Here is a 19,158-nt window from a genome sequence, read left to right on the forward strand (position 1 = left end):
ACTGTACGCTGGAAGCACTCCACTACAGAAAGGGAACGCTCGCCTGTGAGTAAAGCATCGCCGGATAATATCTTGCTCTACCTGCCGCAAAAGCAGGAGGAACAGGTGTGCGAAATCTTTGCCGGCCTTGCAGAGCGCGGCTTTCCCGTCCAGCAGCAACGTCCGCACATCACCGTGACCTTTTCGCCGCGTATGCAGCCGGAAGTGGTGGACTTGGCGGCCCAGCTGCTGCCGGCCGTCATCCCCGCGGATTTTCGCCGGGTAGGAAACGTCATTTTTGGTACCAAGCGTAAACAGACGGTGGCCTGGCTGCTGGAGACTACCGACGAGTTAGAGATTGCCGCGCGAAAAATCAGCGCCGCAAACCCGGACGGGCGCGGGCCGCGCTGGACTCCGCACCTGACCATGGGTTTGCGCCTGCCGCGTGAAGAAGTCCCCGGCTATATCCAAGCGATGGACGAGCTCACCTCAGCTCACTTCAAGGAACTTACGGCCGTTGAGGCTGCCTATTGGCGGCCTCGCACGCAGGAAAAGACTCTGCTAGCAGGGGCTTAGAGCAAGGCCTGCAGGGTGCGGGCAACGCGCAGAACGGTCAGGTCCTCGCCCGGCTTGCCGACGATCTGTACCGCATCACCCACGCCTTCTTCCTCTTCGCCGCGCAGCGGCACGGTAATGGCCGGCCAGCCGAGCACATTGAAAGGCTCGGTCCACCGGCGCAGGCTCGCAGCCGATTCCGCGGTATTATCCGGGGTGATATCGGACCACTTGAGGGGGCCGGAATCGAGGGTAGGGGTGAGGATAATGGGGGCGTCGGCAAGCATAGCAAGGGCGTCTTCGCGCAGCTTCTCTACGCCCCGTGCGGCCGCGTCGTAGTCTTCCTGGCTGATTTCTTCCCCGCCCAGTACGCGCTGCAGGATCACGTCCTGGTACCTATCGCGCTGATCTAGCAACGGCCGGTGGACGTCATAGACCTCCTTCAAACGCATCGGCTCGTAGAGCTCGGCCGTGGCGGCGATGGTGTCTTCCAAGTCCGCACCTTCGGTGAGCTCAAAGTCTGATCGTTCCAGCGCCGCTAGCAGTTCAGCGAAACGCTCGCCCTTGGCCTTAAGGGCCGTGACATCAACAGCAGAAACGTCCTGCGCCGCGGCCGGCTCCTCATCCGCAGTGGCAATAAAAGCCTGCTCAATCAGGTCAATCGAGCTGGCAAAGAAACCAATGCAATCAAAGCTCGGGGCGAAGGGGAAGACACCTTCGACCGGAATCACCCCAAAGGTGGGCTTGAACCCCAGCACACCCTGGCATGCGGCCGGCACGCGCACCGAGCCGGCACTATCGGAGCCCACCGTAAGCTGCAGCGCTCCGCAAGCCACCAGCGCCGCCGAACCTGAGCTCGATCCGCCGCCGCACACCTCCGGATCGCGCGGGTTGATCACGCGACCATAAGCCGAGGCATCGCCCAAAATGCCATAGGAAAACTCCTGCAGGTTTGCCTTCGCCACCGGCAGCGCACCCTTCGCCCTCAAGCGCTGCACCACTGGCGCATCCTTGACCAGAGTGCATCCCACATTCACCTCGGTGCCGCAGGTAGTCGACACCCCAGCAACATCCACGATGTCCTTGAACGCCACCGGCTGTCCCTTAAGCGTGGGCGATTCCTTCACCGCCTGCTCATCAAACGGGATGACGGCGATGACCGCATTAAAATCCTGCTGGGCGCTGTGCAGGCGATCAGAAACAGTAGGCATAACTGGGAGCTAAGTCCTTTCAGCATCGAAGACTAGCGATGCTAGCGAGGTAGATAGAATATGCGGATGTTACTACCGTACATCAGGAATCGGTGAACAATTTCCTGTTTTCAGGCAAAGCACCGCCTGCGCGGTGTTACTTAGCAAAAATCCCCAGCGCATCCCACGCCAGCCAGCCTCCTTCGCGGAGGGTGAAGACCAGCTGGTTCTCTCCGTCCTTCAGGGTATCTTCGGCGAGATCAAACTCGATTGCTGCGGGGCGCAGCGGGGTCGGGTCCCCGCTGGCATCGCCTTGGCGCGAACCTTGCGTTGCGCCCTGTGGGAGCTCTATTTGCTTATGAAAGTCATTAATCGTGACGTCGAGAATGCCGCCGAGCTTGGTGGTATCAATGAGCCACAGTGCCAGAGCTGTCTTCCCAGTGGGCTTATCCAAGTTCACCGTCCACTTCAGCGTGTAGGCCTTGCTTCCCGCCCACTTATCGCCGGGGCCGGGGAGGAGATAGGGGACGTCGGCAGGCTTAGCATCCGGTCCAACGGTGATTGTCTGGTCTGGGTGCGCGGTTACGATCTTCTTATAGTCCTTGGGAGAATACTGAAACTCTGTGCCTTTTCGGTCAAAGGAACCAATCGTAGCTAGCGCTGTGCCAGCAGTGGCCGAAGGCAGGGAGGTAGACGTCGCCTTGCCAGAAGGAGAGGACTCAGCACCGGCAGCATCAACCACCTTGACATAATAAGACCATTTTTCACCGGCAACATCGCGTCGCGAGTGGCGGAAGAAGGGGAAGATGGTTTTGCCCAGCAGCACGTCTACACCATTGGGATCAGTGCCGATGACGCGGTAGTGATCCAAAACGACGTCCCAGGAGGCAGGCTCCCAGGTGACGTAGTTTTCCATGAGCTGCGGCTCTGCCTGAATGCCGGTTACGGCCGGAGGAGCAGCAACCGCACTAGGAGCTGGGGTAGAGGAATCCTGGTCAGAAGAGTTCTTGTGGGAAGAACCGTGGCGAGAAGAAGAGGAAAGCGAGCTAAAAAGTCCCATGATGAATTGTCCTTTCGGGGTTTAGAGGGAGCGCAGCGTGTGCTCGCCGGCATTGGTGCGGAAGGAGAAAGCAGTCTCACGTGGGGCAGTATCATCACGCTCGATCCAAGGCACGACAACGAATTCGGAATCGAGGTGCTCGCGGGTGGCGCGCACCTTGATGTAGCCACGGCGCTTATCCATGGCCTTCACATATGGCTTTTCCAGCCACTCGGTGCTCTTGGAACCAGCGAAGCCATCGCCATCGGAAGCAATGGAGGTAGCGACCAATTCCACGCCGACGGGCTTGCCGGATTCGGATTGGATTTCGGCAGCGCAGTGTTGGTGAATATCGCCGGTGAAGACAACGGGATCGCTGACCTTGGATAAGGACTCGATAAGGCGACGGCGGGCTGCTGGGAATCCATCCCACTGGTCGGTGCTATCGGCGATCGGAACGACGACCACGCTATTGACCACCACGTTCCACTGTGCCGGGGAAGTGGCGAGCTTATCGTTAAGCCACTGCTCCTGCTCCGCGCCCAAGATGCTGGCATCCTCTGCGGATTCCTCGCGGTATTGGCGGGTATCGACCAGATTGAAACGCAATAGCGTGCCCACGTCGAAAGAATCGTAGATGCGGTTATTGGGGCCATCGGGAAGCGCGGGCGGGGCAACCGGCAGATTCTCGTAGAAGGCCCGGTAAGCAGCCGCGCGCTGGTAAAGGAAGTGCTCGGCCTTGGTGCCAATCTCGGACCAATTACCGGCGTAGTTATTTTCTACTTCGTGGTCATCCCACACAATCGCCATTGCGGCGCGTGCGTGAGCAGCCTGCAGGTGCTCATCGGATTTGAAGAGCGAGTAGCGCAGGCGATACTGCTCCAGAGTTTCCACCTTTGACTTGAAAACATCGGGCACACTTGCGCCTTGGCGCCAGAGATTATCGCCTTCCACAATGCCGTATTCGTAGATGTAATCACCCACGAAAATCGTCATATCCAGGTCCGGTTCCTGCGCAATGTGCTTCCACGGGGTGAAATAGCCGTGGTACCACGCCTGGCAGGAAGCTACGGTGAAGGTGAAATTATCCACCTTTGCGTCGGGCGCGGGCAGAGTCTTAAACCGACCTACTGGGCTCACCTTGCCATGCACGCGGAAGCGGTAAAAGTATTCAGTGGCGGGCTCCAGCCCAGTCACCTGCGGGTGCACCGAGTGCGCCAGCTCGCGTTGGGCTAGTGCTTCGCCTTGCTTGACGACGTCCCCAAACCCCTCATCCTTCGCAACTTCCCAACCCACGCGAACATCGCCGCCGGTCATTCCACCGTGGCCATCCTCGGCCAGCGGTTCAGGGGCCAGGCGCGTCCACAAGATCATCGAATCGTGCCGCGGCGTGCCCGCTGCTACGCCCAAGCCAAAAAGCTCCGAGTCCTGCGGCAGTTCACCACCTTGCGACGATCCCCATGAACTCAGACTCGACTGCGCACCCGCCTGCGCAGGCGCATTAATTCCCGCAGCCACCGCCGCGGCCGAAATACCAGCAATCTGCAGGAAATTACGACGATTAAAAGAAGGACGACTATTTGAATCAGACATACAAAGCTCCGTTAAAAGGTCTATAAGGAACTTTTCCAGCCTAAATAGCCGCAGTGAATCGCCGGTTAAATCAGCATGAAATCTACGGATTCCAAGGATCATTCTCGCGGCAGTATTCAGCCGAATGCTCAGCCTGACAGTCAAACCACCACTTCTGGTTTTCAGCCCGCATCTGCTCGACCTCAGCAGATCGAGTCATGTACGCAGGGATGCTGGGATCATAATCAGAATCACCGGTCCCGCTGCCCATGGGTGAGGAACACTGAGATGGATTGGAGACGTAATGATCCGTTTGCGGGCACCGGTAGGGGTACTTTGCCATCTGCTCGTCGTGGAGGTTCTGACATTCTTGAGCCCAGCGGATAGTTCCATCGCTGTACAAGCCGTTGGTGGTCCAGCTACCACCGCCATAGACACACTCGGTAAGGGTGGGTTCTGCTGTGGATTCGGCAGTGTTCGTTAGGGGAGCGTCGGTAGGCGAAGGCTCAGCTTCCACTGTCGGTTGTGGCTCCGAAGAAGACGTTTCCGGCGCAGAGCTTGTGGAACTAGAGCTGATAGTTGAATTATCGGCCGTGCTGGAGGTGCTAGGCGTCGTCGTTTCTTCCGTCTGTGACTCCGGAGAGGAACAAGAGGCCAAAGAAAGCATCAACGTTGCGACAGCGACTATGTAGGAGAGAATCTTCATAATCTATGGATAGTAGACAATGAGAAAATAGCTGGTGGCGCTAAGTAGGGTGTCCTGCGCAACACCAAGGAAGTTGAGGCATGCTCCCCACTATGGAGCGCCGGATTCATCAACTACATTTGAAGCCATGACTTCCACCACCTCCGAGCCGCCAAAGCTCCAGCCCAGCTCCTATATTCCATTGATGTTTGCACTGCTTACGGCAGTGTTTGCCTTCCAGCTCAATGCGTCGATGCTCTCGCCTGCCTTGGCGACGATGGAGGATGAGCTGGGCGCCACCACCGCACAGATCGGCCTAACCCAGACGGCCTTCTTTACGGCTGCGGCATTGTTCTCGCTCTTCCTACCGCGCTGGGGCGACCTTATCGGCCGCAGGAAGGTCCTTGTCGGCATGATGGCGGTTGCTGCGCTGGGCTGCGTGGCTTCGGCCATCGCACCGAATGTCGCCGTGCTGCTTATCGGCCGCATCATCCAGGGCGTGGCAGGGCCGACCGTCCCGCTCTGCCTCATCATGCTGCGCCAGCAGGTGCTCAATGAGAAGCAGTATGCACTGCTGCTGGGCATTGTGACCTCGGTAAACGGTGGCATTGCTGGCGTGGATGCTCTGGCTGGCGGTTGGCTGGCAGGCAACTTTGGCTACCGCTCGGTCTTTTGGACCATGGCAGTACTATGCGTCATCGCGGTAGTAGCAGTCCAGGTATTTACCAAGGAATCCACAGCCACCGAAACCCCGCGCATGGACTGGGCGGGCGTGCTGCCCCTGGCCGTGGCGCTGGGTTGCGTTCTCACCGCATTCAACGAGGCCGGCAAGCTTGCCCAGGCCAATTGGTTCCTCGTCATTATCCTTCTTCTCATCGGTGCCGCCGGCTTCTGGGCCTTCTGGAATGTGGAGAAGAAGGTCGCCGACCCGCTCGTGCCGGTGGCTTACCTCAAGCAGCGCCGCACGTGGGCACTGCTTTCTACCACGCTGCTCACCATGACCGGCGTCTTTGCCGTAATGAATGGCCTCATTCCGAACCTCGGCCAAGACGCAGACGCCGGTGCCGGCATTTCGGCCAGCACCATTTCTTGGGTCACGCTTACCCCGTACGCCCTCGCCGGCCTGGTCTTCGGCCCGATTGCCGGTTGGATGGCCTCCAAGCTGGGCTATAAGTACGTCCTGCAAACCGGCCTCATCGGCACCGTCGTCGGCCTGATTATTTCTATCTTCGTGGTCGGCGCCCCGAACGCATGGACCTTGCTCTTCGTTTCCATTTTCTTGGGCGTAACCTACGCCGGCATTGCCAATATCATGCTTAATGGCTTAGGGATCGTGCTTTCGCCGGCCGATAACCAGGGCTACCTGCCCGGTATGAACGCCGGCGCCTTCAACCTAGGCGCGGGACTGTCCTTTGCCGTGCTCTTTGCGGTGTCTGGTTCCTTCGAGCACGGTTACCGCGCGGGCATGATCGCCGGCGTCATCATCTTGCTTGCGGCCCTTGCCCTGTCCTTCCTCATTCCTCGCCCGGAGTCCATCGATGACACCGTGGCGGCCGTCAACGCCCGAAAGTAGGCTCGTGGCATGACGCGAAAAATCATTTTGGACTGCGACCCCGGCCACGATGATGCGGTGGCCCTGCTCCTAGCTCTGGGCAGCCCCACCATTGACTTACTGGGCATTACCACCGTCGGCGGCAACCAGACCTTGGATAAGGTCTCTCACAACGCCCTGGTGGTCCAGGAAATCGCTGGGCATCCTGATGTTCCGGTTTATGCCGGCTGCGATCGCCCGCTCGTGCGCCCGGTCGAGGTCGCCGAGGCCATCCACGGCTTCACCGGCATGGACGTCGAGGGCTTCCAACTTCCGGAGCCAAGCACCGCGCTTGCCGACGTCCACGCTATCGACTTCATCATCGACACCGTCATGTCCCATGAGCCCGGCACCATCACCCTGGTTCCCACCGGCCCGCTTACCAATATCGCGATGGCCGCGCGCAAGGAGCCGCGCATCGTCGAGCGCGTCAAGGAAGTCGTCCTCATGGGCGGCGGTTACCACGAGGGCAATTGGTCCCCGGTTGCCGAATTCAATATCAAGATCGATCCCGAGGCCGCCCACATCGTCTTCGAAGAGCCCTGGCCCGTCACCATGGTGGGCCTCGATCTCACTCACCAGGCGCTTGCCACCCCGGAGGTCGAAGCCGAGATCAAAGCGCTAAATACTCCTGTCTCCGAGTTCGTCGTCGGTCTCTTCGGTTTCTTCCGCAAGGCCTACCAGGCCAACCAGGGATTTGATAACCCACCGGTCCATGACCCGTGCACCATCGCCTACCTCATCGATCCGGACATCGTCCAGACCCGCAAGGCCCCCGTCCACGTTGAGCTCGCCGGCGCACTGACCACCGGCATGACTGTCACCGATCTGCGCGAGCCTGCCGACGCCTCCTGCCACACCCAAGTTGCCACCACCCTCGACCACGCCGGCTTCTGGCGTCTTGTCACCGACGCCCTCAAAAATCTCGGCTAGGTCACTCCCGTATCCCTTGCGGTGCGTCTGGTAGTAAAGGATGCTTGCTTCCAAATGCGGAAACCCACACACAAATATTCGGAAGGGGCTGGCTCCTTCTCGATTACACTTGAGGTTCTCTAATACTGCTCGTTCCTACCAGAACGATAGAAAAGTAGCTCTAGATCTTCCTTAACGGCGGTCGGAGTCTGCATTGGGGTGGTGACGGTGCTGAACGATAGGAAGCTGCAGGGGGTTAGGAACTCCTTGAAGATTTTCGAGCCCTGACCAATTGGGGTAAAAGCGAATAGATATCCTTTTGGAGCCGACCTATGCCAAGCGCGCTCAGCATTTCCGTATCAAAGTCGATTCGATCTTTCTCCTTTAGCTCTTGCTCTATAGGTAACGGTGGGCGTTTTGCCAATGGGGCAAACTTTTCAATTATATTCATTTTATCTTTTTCCGTGAACAGTCGAGGATTGGGAATCCGAAGCGTCTTGCTTAGAGTCGTCATATCTCGGTTGAGGGCACCCTCGCCCCTCGACGTGCTGGTCAACTCCTGCCAAAGCAGTGTAATCACTGAGTTTAAGAGTGCATGCATTAATTCTTTGTCTATATCTTGAGTAGGAGTCAAGACAATGAAACGCTGGCTAGCTGGTATAGCCTTTTCACTCGGTCGGTAGACCCCAAAAGTGGCATCTACATTGAGCTGCATCATGAACTCGCCCCAAGGTAGTTTTCCTGGGCTGTACCAGTAAGGTTTATGTGCCTGCAGACTTTCAGGTAGAGGCTTGCCTACATTATTAGTTGCATGCTGGTATTTTTTAATCCAGTCGAGTGCTCCATAGTGGTTCTTTTCTTCAAGCTCGTCAAAAGACAAATGGCAATTAAAAAGGTATATGTTCGTCGGTAAATTGGAGAGGGGGGCGTCTTTTAGAGCTTTCCTTGGGGCATGGAGTAAAGGAACAAGGTAGTCGTCTTCGATGCCTGTTGAGTCGAGCCTCTCTTTTGGGATAAAAAACATTTTATCCCAGCCTGAACGATTACCGCGTCCAAATTTGAAGTATTCGTTAGCTGGCGTCGTAACTTTCTTTATTGCTGGGACGATCTCTGGGTTTATGATTCCAGATGTCCACGAAATTCCGAGGTCGGACATCTGAGTCAACCAATTCTTGTTAACTATAGAATAAGTAATGCCTTCGCAGCTTCGGGCATCTTGGTCTTCTGCAATCAAGAGGTGGTTGGCTATATTGTCAACTCTTGTCGTGGTCCAATCGTCTATGGGCTCGTCGGTAGCCCCGATTATTGTATTCCCTCCTGTGCCAGTTGCCTTCTCTAAAATGAGGATAGTTGTAACTACACTCGCGTTCTTGAACCACCGGCCGTTCGCCGAGAAAAGGATTGCCTTTATGTCGTATTCCTCGAGAAGATAGGTCCTAAACTTCTTTCCCCAGCCAGTGCCCAACCACGAATTAGATGTAATAACACCGATTCTGCCATTTTCGGTGATTAGTGATTTGAGCCCTAGAACAATGTACGAGTAAAGATCGGCTTTTGGCAGTGAAACTTGGTTTAGGCGCGAGAAGCTAGCCATCTTTTCCTGGTCCTGAGTTTCACTTATATTTTCAAACTGTACGAAAGGTAGGTTGGAAACGATAGCCTCAAACTGGGGTAATTCTTTTTCGACTGTATGGCCGCTCACCGGATCGATGAATTTGAACGATTTTGACGGCATCAAATCTGCAACGTCTGCACGGAAAACTTGCTGGACTTCGCCTAAGGCTGAAGGGTTGGCCAATGAGATTCCAGCGAAGCCTAGGGGAACTGAGAATTTATCAGAAGCCCATGTGGTGTTAGTAGCGTCCTTGGCAGTGATGCCGTTTTCTAACTTCAGATTGAAAAGTTCCTTAGCAATGGTGCCCGTACCCGCGCAGGGGTCGATGGCATCTTTGCTAGGGTATCGCACAGTGAGGCCTACAAGTAGCCGAGCAAGAAGTGGGGGAGTCGCGAATTGGCCCCTTGATTTTCCTTGAAGGCTCTCCAGGCCAGAGGCTAGACTCTCTTCGAAGCTGAATGAGCCGCCGGCCTCAGCGGTTACGCCTTTCATCCAAGCTTGAAGCTGTTGAAGCAGGGAAAAAAGATCTTGTGAAACAAGCTCTTGGCCAAGGATTGGCGTGAAAATAGATTTGAAATCGGAGCCTGACGATATTTTCTCGAAGGTAGAAAGGTAGTCCTCGACAGTTGAACCAGCATTCAATTCATCTACCAAAAAAGCATCTTCGGAGATTTGCTTTAGATGGTGGCTAAAAACAATTTTATTTATCCAGTTCACTATCTGGTTTTGGGCCAGAAGTGTCAGGATGTGGTCTTTAGAATTTCTACCTTTGCTTTCTGGCTGTGTGGCTTCAGTCGCCCAGTTGTTGACATGTGCCCAGAAAAACCTATCATTTTCCGCGTGCTTTTTAAGGAGCTGAACCTGGGGTTGAGTTCCGAATTGTAATATTTCTCGGTAGACCGATTTTTTCACGGTTAGCGACGCTTCTACTGCACGGATCTTTCGGCGGCTGACTAGATCGGAAACTGCTGACAAAATTTGACGTAGCAGATCCGACCATTGAGCTCGTGAGCTACGAACCTCTGACCTCTTGACTTTCAGTGGGAGGTGGGCAGAGTACGTTATCTCCCAATTGTCATCGATGCGTTGGTAAAGTACGGCGTCATTTACATTCCAGATTAGGAAAGAATTAGTACTTAGCCTTTCACATTTCTGAATGGCATTCTTAATAGTCTCCTCGTCGTCTACAGGTGTGTCTGGGAACTTCAATTCCCAGCCCATTATCACCTGATGATTTTGGCTTTTTATAAGGACATCAGGAAACAAGGTGGTTTCGCCTGGTCTTCCCTTCAGCCCTTCTTCTCCGGCGGCGCCCCAGATCGGGGAACCCGGACGATTTCGACAGAAGTGGTTTATTTCAGAGATTAGGTCAATCCCCCAAGAACGTTCAGTGTAAGAAAGTTCGTCAAACATCATAGGCCTCGTTTCACTACTAAGTTTTGATCTAATCCAAGCTCATGAAGACGTTCAGTGGTAGCTGTGATTAAATCAATTTTATTTTTTCGGAAGAGTTCAGCGTTGTTATTTTTTTCAATGCCTATGAAATGGCGCTTTTCCAACCCGGCTGCAACAAGAAAAGAGCCGCTGCCAGAGGTATTATCCAAAACAACGTCGCCCTCGTTTGAATATGTCCTAATCAGGTATCTACCCAATGCGACAGGCTTCTGCGCTGGGTGGAAAACCTTTCCTTCTGATTCTGCTGTTTTAAAGTAGACCATATCGGTCGGATAGCGGGTCCCTTCGCTCTTAACTTCGATGGGATTAAAATCACCATAGGCGCCAGAAAGCTGATTCTTGCGAACCCCCTTGTTGTATGGAGTTCCAGCGCCCATCTGTGGGTTATAGGTTGGCTGCTTCCTGTAAAATACGCAGATATCTTCGTGCTTTCGGAGTGGCTGGCGCTTGGCGTTCAGAAAGTTTGTGGATTTGGACTTTTCCCATACAATTTTGTATTTGAAGTTCTTTTCATTAGAGAGAATTAGCTTGGCCGTAAACACGCCCTGTGAGGTCAGGACGATCGCTCCCTCAGGCCGTACGACTCGGTGGTATTGTGTCCATAGTTGTTTTAGATCGATGACGCTATCCCACTTGTTTTGGGTAGTGCCATACGGCAAATCGCATAGAACCATATCTACTGAATGATCGGGTAACTCTTGCATAAGGGCTAAGCAGTCCCCCTCGAGCAGAAAGTCCTTTTTTGGAAGAAGTGTTCTAGCTGGCATAGTTTATACAGTCTAGTGTATGCAAGTCTATTGAAATGAATGACGTGCAAGATTGATGGATGTATGAAGTTAATTTCGGAAGGCCCGATATCCGAAAACTACTCGTTAGGACCAAGATTTTACTTGGTTTAAGGTGGAGGCCTTGGATTATTGGCTAATCAGATCTGTATCCAGAGTTTACTCGGGTTAGTTATTCCTATTTGGGTGGTTAGGTTTTCAACTAGTTTCACTGTATTTTCTCTCGATCTAGGCGCTACCGTTCGTTTTGCTAAATTTTTACTGGACACGAACGCGCCAGCCTAAGGAGCCACCATGAACCAGCACAGTTTCCGCCACATCGTAGTGATGGGAGTATCCGGCTCGGGCAAGACAACGGTGGGGGAGGCGCTGTCGCCTTTGGTAGGTCTGGAGTACCGCGATGGCGATGATATGCATCCGCAGGCCAATATCGACAAGATGGCTGCTGGAATACCGCTCAATGATGCGGACCGGGAGCCGTGGTTGAAGCAGATTGGTCAGTGGCTGGCGGATAGGCCAGAAGGTGCGATGGTGGGCTGCAGTGCGCTGAAGCGCAAGTACCGGGATTTGATTCGCGAGTACTGCCCAGCCGTGGTGTTCGTTCACGTGCACGGCGACTTTGATGTGCTGCATGAGCGGATGCAGCACCGGCCGGGACACTTTATGCCGGCGTCGCTCTTGCAGTCGCAGTTCGATACCTTGGAACCGCTGGAAGAAGACGAAACTGGCCGCGTCTTTGAGGTGACGCGGCCAGTCGAAGGGATTGCCGAAGAGGCTGCTGCTTGGATTAAGGCTGGGGCCTAAAAGAGCGCTGCTACTGCGTAGAGCACCAAGACCAAGGCAAAGCCAATGACGGAAATCAGCATTTGGTTGACCGTCCAGGTCTTCAGTGTGGTGACCGTATCCATGCCCATCAGGCGGCCGACGAGCCAGAAGCCGGAGTCGTTGACGTGAGAACCGAAGACGGAACCGGCGGCGGTGGCCACGACGATGAGGGCGAGCTGTAGCTCATTGAATCCGCCGGCTCCCACGGCGGGAACCATGAGGGCAGCGGCTGTGGTTAGTGCCACGGTGGCCGAACCTTGGGCTAGGCGCAGCGCCACGGCGATGAGGTAGCAGGCAAGGATAACGGGGATACCGAGGCCGGAAAGCGAATCAGCCAGGGCGTCGCCAATGCCGGAGGTACGCAGCACGCCGCCGAACATGCCGCCGGCACCGGTGATGAGCACGACGGAACAGATGGGGCCAAGCGAGGAATCAATGAGCTTTTCCAGCGCGGTCTTGTCCACGCCGCGGCGCGGTCCCAGGACCACGAGCGCGACGAGCACCGTAATAAGTAGCGCGATCGGAGTCTGGCCGAGCATGACAAAGAACCGTACCCACGCGGCGTCGGCATCGATGGTGCCATAGGACGCCAGGGCATTGAGGCCAGTGTTGAAGAAGATGAGCAGCATCGGGATGAGCAGGAGGGAAATCACCGTTGGGGCAGAGGCCGGCTTAAGCGGCTGTTCTTCCTCAGAAAGCACCGGGCCGGCGATGGCATCAGTAACCTTCAGCGGGAATTTCTTGCCGGAGAGCAGGCCGAAGCGGTAGCCGGAAATATACCAGGTAGGCAGCGCAAGCAGCAGGCCGACGAGGAGGACGAGGCCGAGGTCAGCGCCGTAGAACTCGCTCGCCGCTACAGGACCTGGGTGCGGTGGCAGGTACACGTGCATAACAGAAAACGCACCGGCGGCCGGCAGGCCAAAGGCAAGGACGGGGCCGTCCAAGCGGCGCGCTACGGCGAAGATAACCGGCAGCATCACAATCAGGCCGGCGTCGAAGAAGATGGGAAAGCCCATGATCAGCGAAGCCAGGCCGAGTGCAAGGGGTGCTTTGGACTCACCGAAGCGGTGAACCATGGCGTTGGCAAGCGATTTGGCACCACCGGAAGCCTCCACGAGCCGGCCGATCATGGCACCCAGGCCCACCAGCAACGCCACCGAGCCCAGAGTGGAGCTAAAGCTTTCGGTCATGGTGGGCACAATGCCCTCCAGCGGAATGCCCGCAGCCAGCGCCGTAAGCGCCGAGACCACCAGCAGGGTGAGAAAAGCGTGGAGCTTGAAATAGATGACCAGCACCAAAATCACGGCGATGGCGGCCACCGCAATGCCTAGCAGCGGGCCGGTCGACAGGGTGGGTTCCCACGTATCCATAAAGCGGGCTCCTTTTCTAATGCAAACCTTTGAATAACGGAAACGTTAGCAGCCGCCCCGCTTGCCGACGTCCCCCTTCCTCCAAATGCGACCCAGCCAACACCCCCCAAAGGGGCGGGGTATATAAAAGTCCCCTAGGTGCCGGTGCAGGAACCTAGGGGAAGGTGCAGGCAGTTTAGTCGAACTGGCCTTGGATGACAGCCGCCGCATCCAGCGGGGTCACGTGGTAGGAGATGGGGTTCTGGTTGGCGCCGGCCATGAGCGCGCCGGCGCAGGAGTGGCCCGCGCCCATCATGTGGCCTAGCTCGTGGGCGATGGTGCCCTGGACTGCCTCTGGGTACTGGGCATTAGGAATCTTGATGAAGACCATCTTGTGGTCCGGGTAGGCGGCACCCTGCACGTAGCCGTTGGGGTCCGGCTTGTAGATGATGGCGACGGTGTCATCGTCAGCCTCGGAAGGCTTTACTTCCTTCAGGGAAGCCTTGCCGTCGAGGGCCTTGTTCCACTCGGCTACCGCGGCATCCAGCTGCTTGCGGTATGGGAAGTCGCCGACCACCTTGTACTCCAGTACGCCATCCTGGAAGTACGGCTTTACAGAGTCCTCGTCGTGGAGGATGGAAGGATCCGGGACCGGCTTGCCATCGTTGGCCAGCTTGGTGATGGTCTTGCAGGTGCCTGGATCAATGAGGGAGCGAACTGGGTCGCTCTTAGCGCTAGCGGCCGGTGCGGCGACGGTGCCAAGGATGGCGGAAGCGGCCAGGGTGGCGGCAGAAAGCTTGTTGAAAGAAGGCATAGGCAGTGAGTTACCTTTCGGTTGATTTTAAGGTTCGCAGAGTGCGATATTCCCAGCAATATCCGTGGTAAACGGCATTGTATGGGTGTCTTATGCGTGCGAGCATATATCAGTTTCTTATTGTCTGCAAAGGGAAAAATAAGAAACTGAGGAACTTACTGCCTTTTACCGCCTTCTAGTTCAATCGCTGCCCAGTGGTGGTGCTAAACAAACGCACGCGGTCTGGGTCGGGGGAAACGTAGAAAGTATCGCCCACCGCATAGCGGCCGCGGGCATCGACCAGGATGCCAGTCTGGCCGCCCATCCGGGTCGAGGATTTGAGGACGCCGTCGGTGGAGCTGTTGCCGGTGGCGTCGTCAAGCTCGCCATAGACATAGGTCTGGTTGCCCAGCTCCTCGACGTGCGCGACGGTAAACTTCGCCCCACCATCGCCGGTATCGCTGAGCTGCCAGTCTTCCGGGCGGATGCCCACCGTAACGGTCTCCACGCCCTCAAAGTTGTAGTTGGCCAGATTGATGCGGGTAGAGCCGATGGTGAGCTCAGAGGAGTTATGGGTGAGGTCGTAGATATTCATCGCCGGGGAGCCAATGAAACCGGCGACGAAGACGTTCTGCGGGCGGTCATAAATGGTGCGGGTGGTATCCACCTGCTGCAAGACTCCGGCATTGAGAACGGCGACGCGGTCACCCATGGTCATCGCCTCGGTCTGGTCGTGGGTGACATATACGGTGGTGGTACCAAGGCGGCGCTGCAGGTTAGAGATCTGCGCGCGGGTGGAAACGCGCAACTTGGCATCCAGGTTGGACAGCGGCTCGTCCATGCAGAATACGGCCGGTTCGCGGACGATGGCGCGGCCCATGGCCACGCGCTGGCGCTGGCCGCCGGAGAGGTTTGCTGGCTTGCGGTCCAACAGGTCTTCCATCTGCAGGATCTTCGCCGCCTCGTGCACGCGTGATTGAATCTCGTCCTTGGGGACCTTGCGGTTTTCTAGCGCGAAGGACATATTCTGCGCCACGGACATATTGGGGTAGAGGGCATAGTTCTGAAAGACCATGGCCACGTCGCGGTCCGATGGGCTGACCCCGGTGACGTCCTTGCCGCCGATGCGGATGGAGCCGCGGTCGGTGGGCTCGAGACCTGCCAGCATGCGCAGGCTGGTGGACTTACCGCAGCCGGATGGGCCGACGAGAACTAAGAATTCGCCATCGGCAATATCCAGGTTAAGGCGGTCAACGGCGGGGCGTTCCGCGTCCTTAGAGTAGATGCGGCTTGCGCCATCGAAGGTGACAGTAGCCATGGTTACCTTTCAGAAACTAGTGGGGGAAGGGGAGGGGCTGCGAGAGCCTACTTATTGATGACGGTCTTGACCTGATTGTCGTAGATGGACTGCAGGGTCTTCTGCAGATCGGTCAGGACCTTGGTCACGTCATCGCGGTTGGTGACGATCTTTTCAAAGGCGCCGCCGATTTCCTGGTCCGCGCCGGGCAGGAAGACGCGGGCGTTATCCTGCGGGCGGGTCTCAGGCAGCTGCTTGATGGCGGTTTCGAAGTTCGGGTTCTCCTTCATGAACTTCTTCTGGCCCTCGTTGTCCACCGCGGTGGAGCGCACCGGCATGTAGCCCACGTTCTGGGACCAGTAGCAGGTGTTTTCCTCATTGGTGATGAAGTCAATGAGCTTGATAGCAGCCAGCTGGCGGTTCTTGCTAATGCCAGCCGGGATGGCCAGGCCGGCACCACCGGTGGGGCAGGCGCCATCGCCAGTCGGGTTAGGCAAGAAGGCGGTGCCGAGTTCGAACTTGGCGGTATCGGTCAGACCCGCCAGGTCGCCGGTGGACAGGACGGTGGCGGCGGCGCGGCCGGTGCCGAACTCCATGGCCATGTCATTGCCCACGTAGGAGTAACCGTTCTTCTCATCCGTGATGTCCTTGAGCCACTCGACGGCCTTGATGGTCTTGTCATCGGTGAACTTCAGGTCCCACTCATCGGAGTAGGCGCCACCCTTGGACCACAGCGGGCCCTGGAAGATCCAGCCCAGGTAGTCCACGGCATCGCCCCAGCCAAAAGGCTTCATCTTAGAATCAGCCTCAGCCAGCTTCTTAGACCACTCATCCATCTCATCCCAGGACTTGGGGCCGCGGTCCGGCAAACCGGCCTTCTTCCACGCGTCCTTGTTGTAGAAGAACAGCGGCGTGGAGCGGGCGAAGGGGAGGGCAAAGTGGCCGCCATCGTACTTGTAGTCCTCATAAAGGGGCTGCACGTAGGTAGACAGGTCGATGCCTGCTTCCTTAGCAAGGTTATCCACGTTGGCAATCTGGCCATTGATAGCAAAGTTGTACCACCAGACGTCAGACAGCACCACGATGTCCGGCAGGTCCTGGCCGGTGAGTGCGGCGTTGAATTTCTGTGCTGCTTCTTCGTAGTTCTTGCCGGCATCAACGAGGTTGACCTTGATGTCCGGGTTTTCCTTTTCAAAGCGGGAGATGATCTCCTTCTCAATGTCCTTGGAGGTGCCCGGGTGGTTGGACCACCAGGTCAGCTCGGTGACTTCACCGTCGCCGCCCTTGTCGTTGCCACCCTGCGGATTGGTGGACGAGGTGCCGGCACAAGCGGCGAGTGCGGTAGCAGAAGCGGCCGTGGAGGCCAGAGCGAGGAATTTGCGGCGTAGCATGTAGTTCTCCTTAAAAGCGTGGTTAAGGGGTGGAAAATAAAGCAATTAGAAACGGCGAGCGTGGGTGGGGAAGAAGCCTTCTAACCTTTCACGGCGCCAGTGGTAAGGCCTTGGATCATGTACTTTTGCAAGGCCAGGAAGATGATGACCATCGGGATGATGGTGAGGATTGTGGCGGCCATAACCGGGCCCCAGTTGGTCACGCCATCGTTGTTTTGCAGCATGGTCAGGCCCACCTGCAGCGGGGCGACGTCTTCCGTATCCGCCATGAGGAAGGGCCACAGGTAGGTATTCCATTCATTGACCATGGTGATGACGGAAAATGCAGTCAGCGTGGGCCACGAAACCGGAAGTAACACCTTGGTCAGCAGGCGGATGGGGCCGGCGCCGTCCATGCGGGCGGCTTCCACCAGCTCATAGGGCAGGGACAAAAAGTGGTTGCGCATCAAGAAGGTACCGAAGGCTACGCCGGCTAGCGGTACGATGATGCCTACGAAGGTATTGCGCCAGCCCAAGGAATTGACCAGGGCGTAGTTGGAAATGACGGTGATTTCGCTCGGCACCATGAGCGAGGAAATGACCAGCAGGAATACCAGGTGGCGGCCCGGGAAACGCAGGATGGCCAGCGCATAGGCGGAGATGACGCCCAGCACAATCTTGATGATGGACAGCACCGCGGTAATGAGCACCGAGTTGCGCAGGTAGGTCCAGAACGGCACACGGGTGGTGGCATCGGAGTAGTTCTCGGTCTCCCACACTGGCGGGAGCCAATTGACCGGGTCGGTATAAATATCGCCCTTGGCCTTAAACGAGGTCATGAGGATCCAAAACAGCGGCAGGCCAATGAGCAGCAGGACCGCCAGGATGCCCAGGTAGCCGCCGATGAGCTTGGCGCGGCGGGCGGTGGGGGATTCATCCGTGACCATGTGAAGGGTAGAAGTAGCCATGTTGGGTTAACCTCGCTTATCCATGATGCGGACCTGGATCAGGGTGATGATGAGCAGGATGAGGAACAAGATGGTGGCGGCAGTCGCACCGTAGCCGGCGCGGAAGTTGACGAAGGTCTCGTTGTAGATTTGGAAGACCAGCGTCTGCGTGCCATTGCCCTGCGGGCCGCCGCGGGTCATGACGTTGATGATGTCGAAGACCTGCACGGAGTTGAGCAGCACCGTAATGGACAAGAAGAAGGTGGTATTGCGCAGCTGCGGCATGGTCACGCGCCAGAACTTGCGCCAGCGTCCGGTGCCGTCGATAGCGGCAGCTTCATCTAATTCCTTATCCAGGCCCTGTAGTGCTGCCAAATAGATGACAAAGGTATAGCCCAGGTTCTTCCACACAAAGGTAAAGGTCACCATGAACATGGCCCAGCCCGGTACTGCGTAGAAGTTGGGGGAGTCCACACCGAACCAGCCCAGTATTTCCTGGATGAGGCCAAAGTTGGGGTCGAAGACGAATTGGAAGGCAATGCCAATGGCCGCGCCGGAGATGGCATAGGGGGCAAAGACCACCGAGCGCGCAAAGTTGCGGCCCTTAATGTTCTGGTTGAGCAGCAAGGCCAGCGCTAGGCCGATAACCATGGAGCCAATCACCGCGAAGAAGGTAAAAACCAGGGTGTTGAGCACGATGGTCTTAGTGTCATCGCGGCTAAACCACTCCACATAGTTATCCAAGCCCACGAAGGTGGAGGTGGGGCTGGAGATATTCCAATTGAAAAAGGAGAGGCGGATATTGTCCAGCAGGGGCCGGTAGGTAAATACGGCCAGCAGGATCAGGTTGGGAGCAAGCAGTGCTGCTGCCAGCAGCCATTCCTTGTGTCGGTTGCGCTTGGCCTTGCGGACAAGCGCCGCGGAATCACCGGGGCTTTCCGCGCGTGTGGGAGATGCGGTTGTAGTGCCGGCGCCACCGGCACCGAGAGAGTCTTCCTGAAAAGTCACTCGGTCAATCTAGGGCGGGCAGGTGACACCCAGCTACACAGAAAACAAACTTCTGATGAATAATAAGAAGCCGATGAGTTAAAGGTAGACACGTCATCGAATATTCTATAAAGTCGCAGCGCAACCCCCTATGGCGCTGGTCGCTCCACCGCCCAACTATGTCCGGCATTACAAAGATGCCCCGCTTGTCG

At 56.5% G+C, this 19,158-nt stretch carries 16 protein-coding genes; 5 read left to right on the forward strand and 11 right to left on the reverse strand.

The window, feature by feature from the left end:
• Window positions 1-45: 45 nt before the first annotated feature.
• The gene (locus tag MHY13_RS02160) at window positions 46-555 is read left to right on the forward strand and encodes a 2'-5' RNA ligase (RefSeq protein ID WP_239280394.1); all 510 of its coding nucleotides are present in this window, start codon (window positions 46-48) and stop codon (window positions 553-555) included.
• Here the strand turns inward: MHY13_RS02160 and MHY13_RS02165 are convergent.
• From MHY13_RS02165 to MHY13_RS02175, 3 genes are all read right to left on the reverse strand, one after another.
• Window positions 552-1,745, reverse strand: coding sequence for an amidase (locus tag MHY13_RS02165; RefSeq protein WP_239280396.1), 1,194 nt, complete (start codon window positions 1,743-1,745; stop codon window positions 552-554). The two genes, MHY13_RS02160 and MHY13_RS02165, sit on opposite strands and share 4 nt — an antisense overlap.
• 136 nt (window positions 1,746-1,881) lie before the next feature.
• Window positions 1,882-2,784 carry a polysaccharide lyase family protein gene (locus MHY13_RS02170; protein ID WP_239280398.1) on the reverse strand — a complete coding sequence of 301 codons (903 nt, stop codon included), beginning with the start codon at window positions 2,782-2,784 and terminating at the stop codon, window positions 1,882-1,884.
• Window positions 2,785-2,805: 21 nt separating this feature from the next.
• Complete coding sequence (locus tag MHY13_RS02175; protein ID WP_239280400.1) at window positions 2,806-4,356, reverse strand: alkaline phosphatase; 1,551 nt, start codon at window positions 4,354-4,356, stop codon at window positions 2,806-2,808.
• A 440-nt stretch (window positions 4,357-4,796) separates the two neighbouring features.
• Here MHY13_RS02175 and MHY13_RS02180 point away from each other — a divergent pair, with 440 nt between their 5' ends.
• The 3 genes from MHY13_RS02180 to MHY13_RS02190 all read left to right on the forward strand — a co-directional run bounded on the left by MHY13_RS02180 (window position 4,797) and on the right by MHY13_RS02190 (window position 7,544).
• Window positions 4,797-5,027 (forward strand): hypothetical protein, encoded by a 231-nt coding sequence (locus MHY13_RS02180; protein WP_239280401.1) that lies wholly within the window; start codon window positions 4,797-4,799, stop codon window positions 5,025-5,027.
• A 141-nt stretch (window positions 5,028-5,168) separates the two neighbouring features.
• A complete protein-coding gene (locus MHY13_RS02185; protein WP_239280403.1) occupies window positions 5,169-6,593 on the forward strand; it encodes an MFS transporter in 1,425 nt (474 codons plus the stop codon).
• A gap of 9 nt (window positions 6,594-6,602) precedes the next feature.
• The gene (locus MHY13_RS02190) at window positions 6,603-7,544 is read left to right on the forward strand and encodes a nucleoside hydrolase (protein WP_239280405.1); all 942 of its coding nucleotides are present in this window, start codon (window positions 6,603-6,605) and stop codon (window positions 7,542-7,544) included.
• 235 nt (window positions 7,545-7,779) lie between these two features.
• Here MHY13_RS02190 and MHY13_RS02195 read toward each other — a convergent pair whose 3' ends face one another.
• Both MHY13_RS02195 and MHY13_RS02200 read right to left on the reverse strand, forming a co-directional pair.
• Window positions 7,780-10,554, reverse strand: a complete 2,775-nt coding sequence (locus tag MHY13_RS02195; protein WP_239280407.1) for an N-6 DNA methylase — start codon at window positions 10,552-10,554, stop codon at window positions 7,780-7,782.
• A complete protein-coding gene (locus tag MHY13_RS02200; RefSeq protein ID WP_239280409.1) occupies window positions 10,551-11,360 on the reverse strand; it encodes a site-specific DNA-methyltransferase in 810 nt (269 codons plus the stop codon). The genes MHY13_RS02195 and MHY13_RS02200 overlap by 4 nt, the downstream gene beginning before the upstream one ends.
• Window positions 11,361-11,672: 312 nt before the next feature.
• Here MHY13_RS02200 and MHY13_RS02205 point away from each other — a divergent pair, with 312 nt between their 5' ends.
• Window positions 11,673-12,182: a gluconokinase gene (locus MHY13_RS02205; RefSeq protein WP_239280411.1), complete on the forward strand. Its 510-nt coding sequence runs from the start codon at window positions 11,673-11,675 to the stop codon at window positions 12,180-12,182.
• Here MHY13_RS02205 and MHY13_RS02210 read toward each other — a convergent pair.
• The 6 genes from MHY13_RS02210 to MHY13_RS02235 all read right to left on the reverse strand — a co-directional run bounded on the left by MHY13_RS02210 (window position 12,179) and on the right by MHY13_RS02235 (window position 18,967).
• Window positions 12,179-13,573: a GntP family permease gene (locus MHY13_RS02210; RefSeq protein WP_239280421.1), complete on the reverse strand. Its 1,395-nt coding sequence runs from the start codon at window positions 13,571-13,573 to the stop codon at window positions 12,179-12,181. The genes MHY13_RS02205 and MHY13_RS02210 overlap by 4 nt on opposite strands.
• A 175-nt stretch (window positions 13,574-13,748) precedes the next feature.
• A complete protein-coding gene (locus MHY13_RS02215; protein WP_239280423.1) occupies window positions 13,749-14,366 on the reverse strand; it encodes a hypothetical protein in 618 nt (205 codons plus the stop codon).
• 175 nt (window positions 14,367-14,541) lie between these two features.
• Window positions 14,542-15,663 carry an ABC transporter ATP-binding protein gene (locus MHY13_RS02220; protein WP_239280425.1) on the reverse strand — a complete coding sequence of 374 codons (1,122 nt, stop codon included), beginning with the start codon at window positions 15,661-15,663 and terminating at the stop codon, window positions 14,542-14,544.
• Between the two features lie 47 nt (window positions 15,664-15,710).
• A complete protein-coding gene (locus tag MHY13_RS02225; RefSeq protein WP_239280427.1) occupies window positions 15,711-17,033 on the reverse strand; it encodes an ABC transporter substrate-binding protein in 1,323 nt (440 codons plus the stop codon).
• Window positions 17,034-17,113: 80 nt separating this feature from the next.
• Window positions 17,114-17,959, reverse strand: a complete 846-nt coding sequence (locus tag MHY13_RS02230; protein WP_239235176.1) for a carbohydrate ABC transporter permease — start codon at window positions 17,957-17,959, stop codon at window positions 17,114-17,116.
• 27 nt (window positions 17,960-17,986) lie between these two features.
• The gene (locus MHY13_RS02235) at window positions 17,987-18,967 is read right to left on the reverse strand and encodes a carbohydrate ABC transporter permease (protein ID WP_204609954.1); all 981 of its coding nucleotides are present in this window, start codon (window positions 18,965-18,967) and stop codon (window positions 17,987-17,989) included.
• Between the last annotated feature and the right edge of the window lie 191 nt (window positions 18,968-19,158).

Source organism: Corynebacterium sp. ACRPE, from assembly GCF_022347435.1.
GTDB lineage: Bacteria > Actinomycetota > Actinomycetes > Mycobacteriales > Mycobacteriaceae > Corynebacterium > Corynebacterium tuberculostearicum_D.

Excerpts from the sequence above, each read along its gene's own strand:
- MHY13_RS02225 (WP_239280427.1), bottom strand. The coding sequence starts at position 17,033 with ATGCTACGCCGCAAATTCCTCGCTCTGGCCTCCACGGCCGCTTCTGCT.
- MHY13_RS02200 (WP_239280409.1), bottom strand. The coding sequence starts at position 11,360 with ATGCCAGCTAGAACACTTCTTCCAAAAAAGGACTTTCTGCTCGAGGGG.
- MHY13_RS02165 (WP_239280396.1), bottom strand. The coding sequence starts at position 1,745 with ATGCCTACTGTTTCTGATCGCCTGCACAGCGCCCAGCAGGATTTTAAT.
- MHY13_RS02185 (WP_239280403.1), top strand. The coding sequence starts at position 5,169 with ATGACTTCCACCACCTCCGAGCCGCCAAAGCTCCAGCCCAGCTCCTAT.
- MHY13_RS02195 (WP_239280407.1), bottom strand. The coding sequence starts at position 10,554 with ATGATGTTTGACGAACTTTCTTACACTGAACGTTCTTGGGGGATTGAC.
- MHY13_RS02230 (WP_239235176.1), bottom strand. The coding sequence starts at position 17,959 with ATGGTCACGGATGAATCCCCCACCGCCCGCCGCGCCAAGCTCATCGGC.
- MHY13_RS02210 (WP_239280421.1), bottom strand. The coding sequence starts at position 13,573 with ATGGATACGTGGGAACCCACCCTGTCGACCGGCCCGCTGCTAGGCATT.
- MHY13_RS02205 (WP_239280411.1), top strand. The coding sequence starts at position 11,673 with ATGAACCAGCACAGTTTCCGCCACATCGTAGTGATGGGAGTATCCGGC.
- MHY13_RS02220 (WP_239280425.1), bottom strand. The coding sequence starts at position 15,663 with ATGGCTACTGTCACCTTCGATGGCGCAAGCCGCATCTACTCTAAGGAC.
- MHY13_RS02175 (WP_239280400.1), bottom strand. The coding sequence starts at position 4,356 with ATGTCTGATTCAAATAGTCGTCCTTCTTTTAATCGTCGTAATTTCCTG.
- MHY13_RS02170 (WP_239280398.1), bottom strand. The coding sequence starts at position 2,784 with ATGGGACTTTTTAGCTCGCTTTCCTCTTCTTCTCGCCACGGTTCTTCC.
- MHY13_RS02190 (WP_239280405.1), top strand. The coding sequence starts at position 6,603 with ATGACGCGAAAAATCATTTTGGACTGCGACCCCGGCCACGATGATGCG.
- MHY13_RS02215 (WP_239280423.1), bottom strand. The coding sequence starts at position 14,366 with ATGCCTTCTTTCAACAAGCTTTCTGCCGCCACCCTGGCCGCTTCCGCC.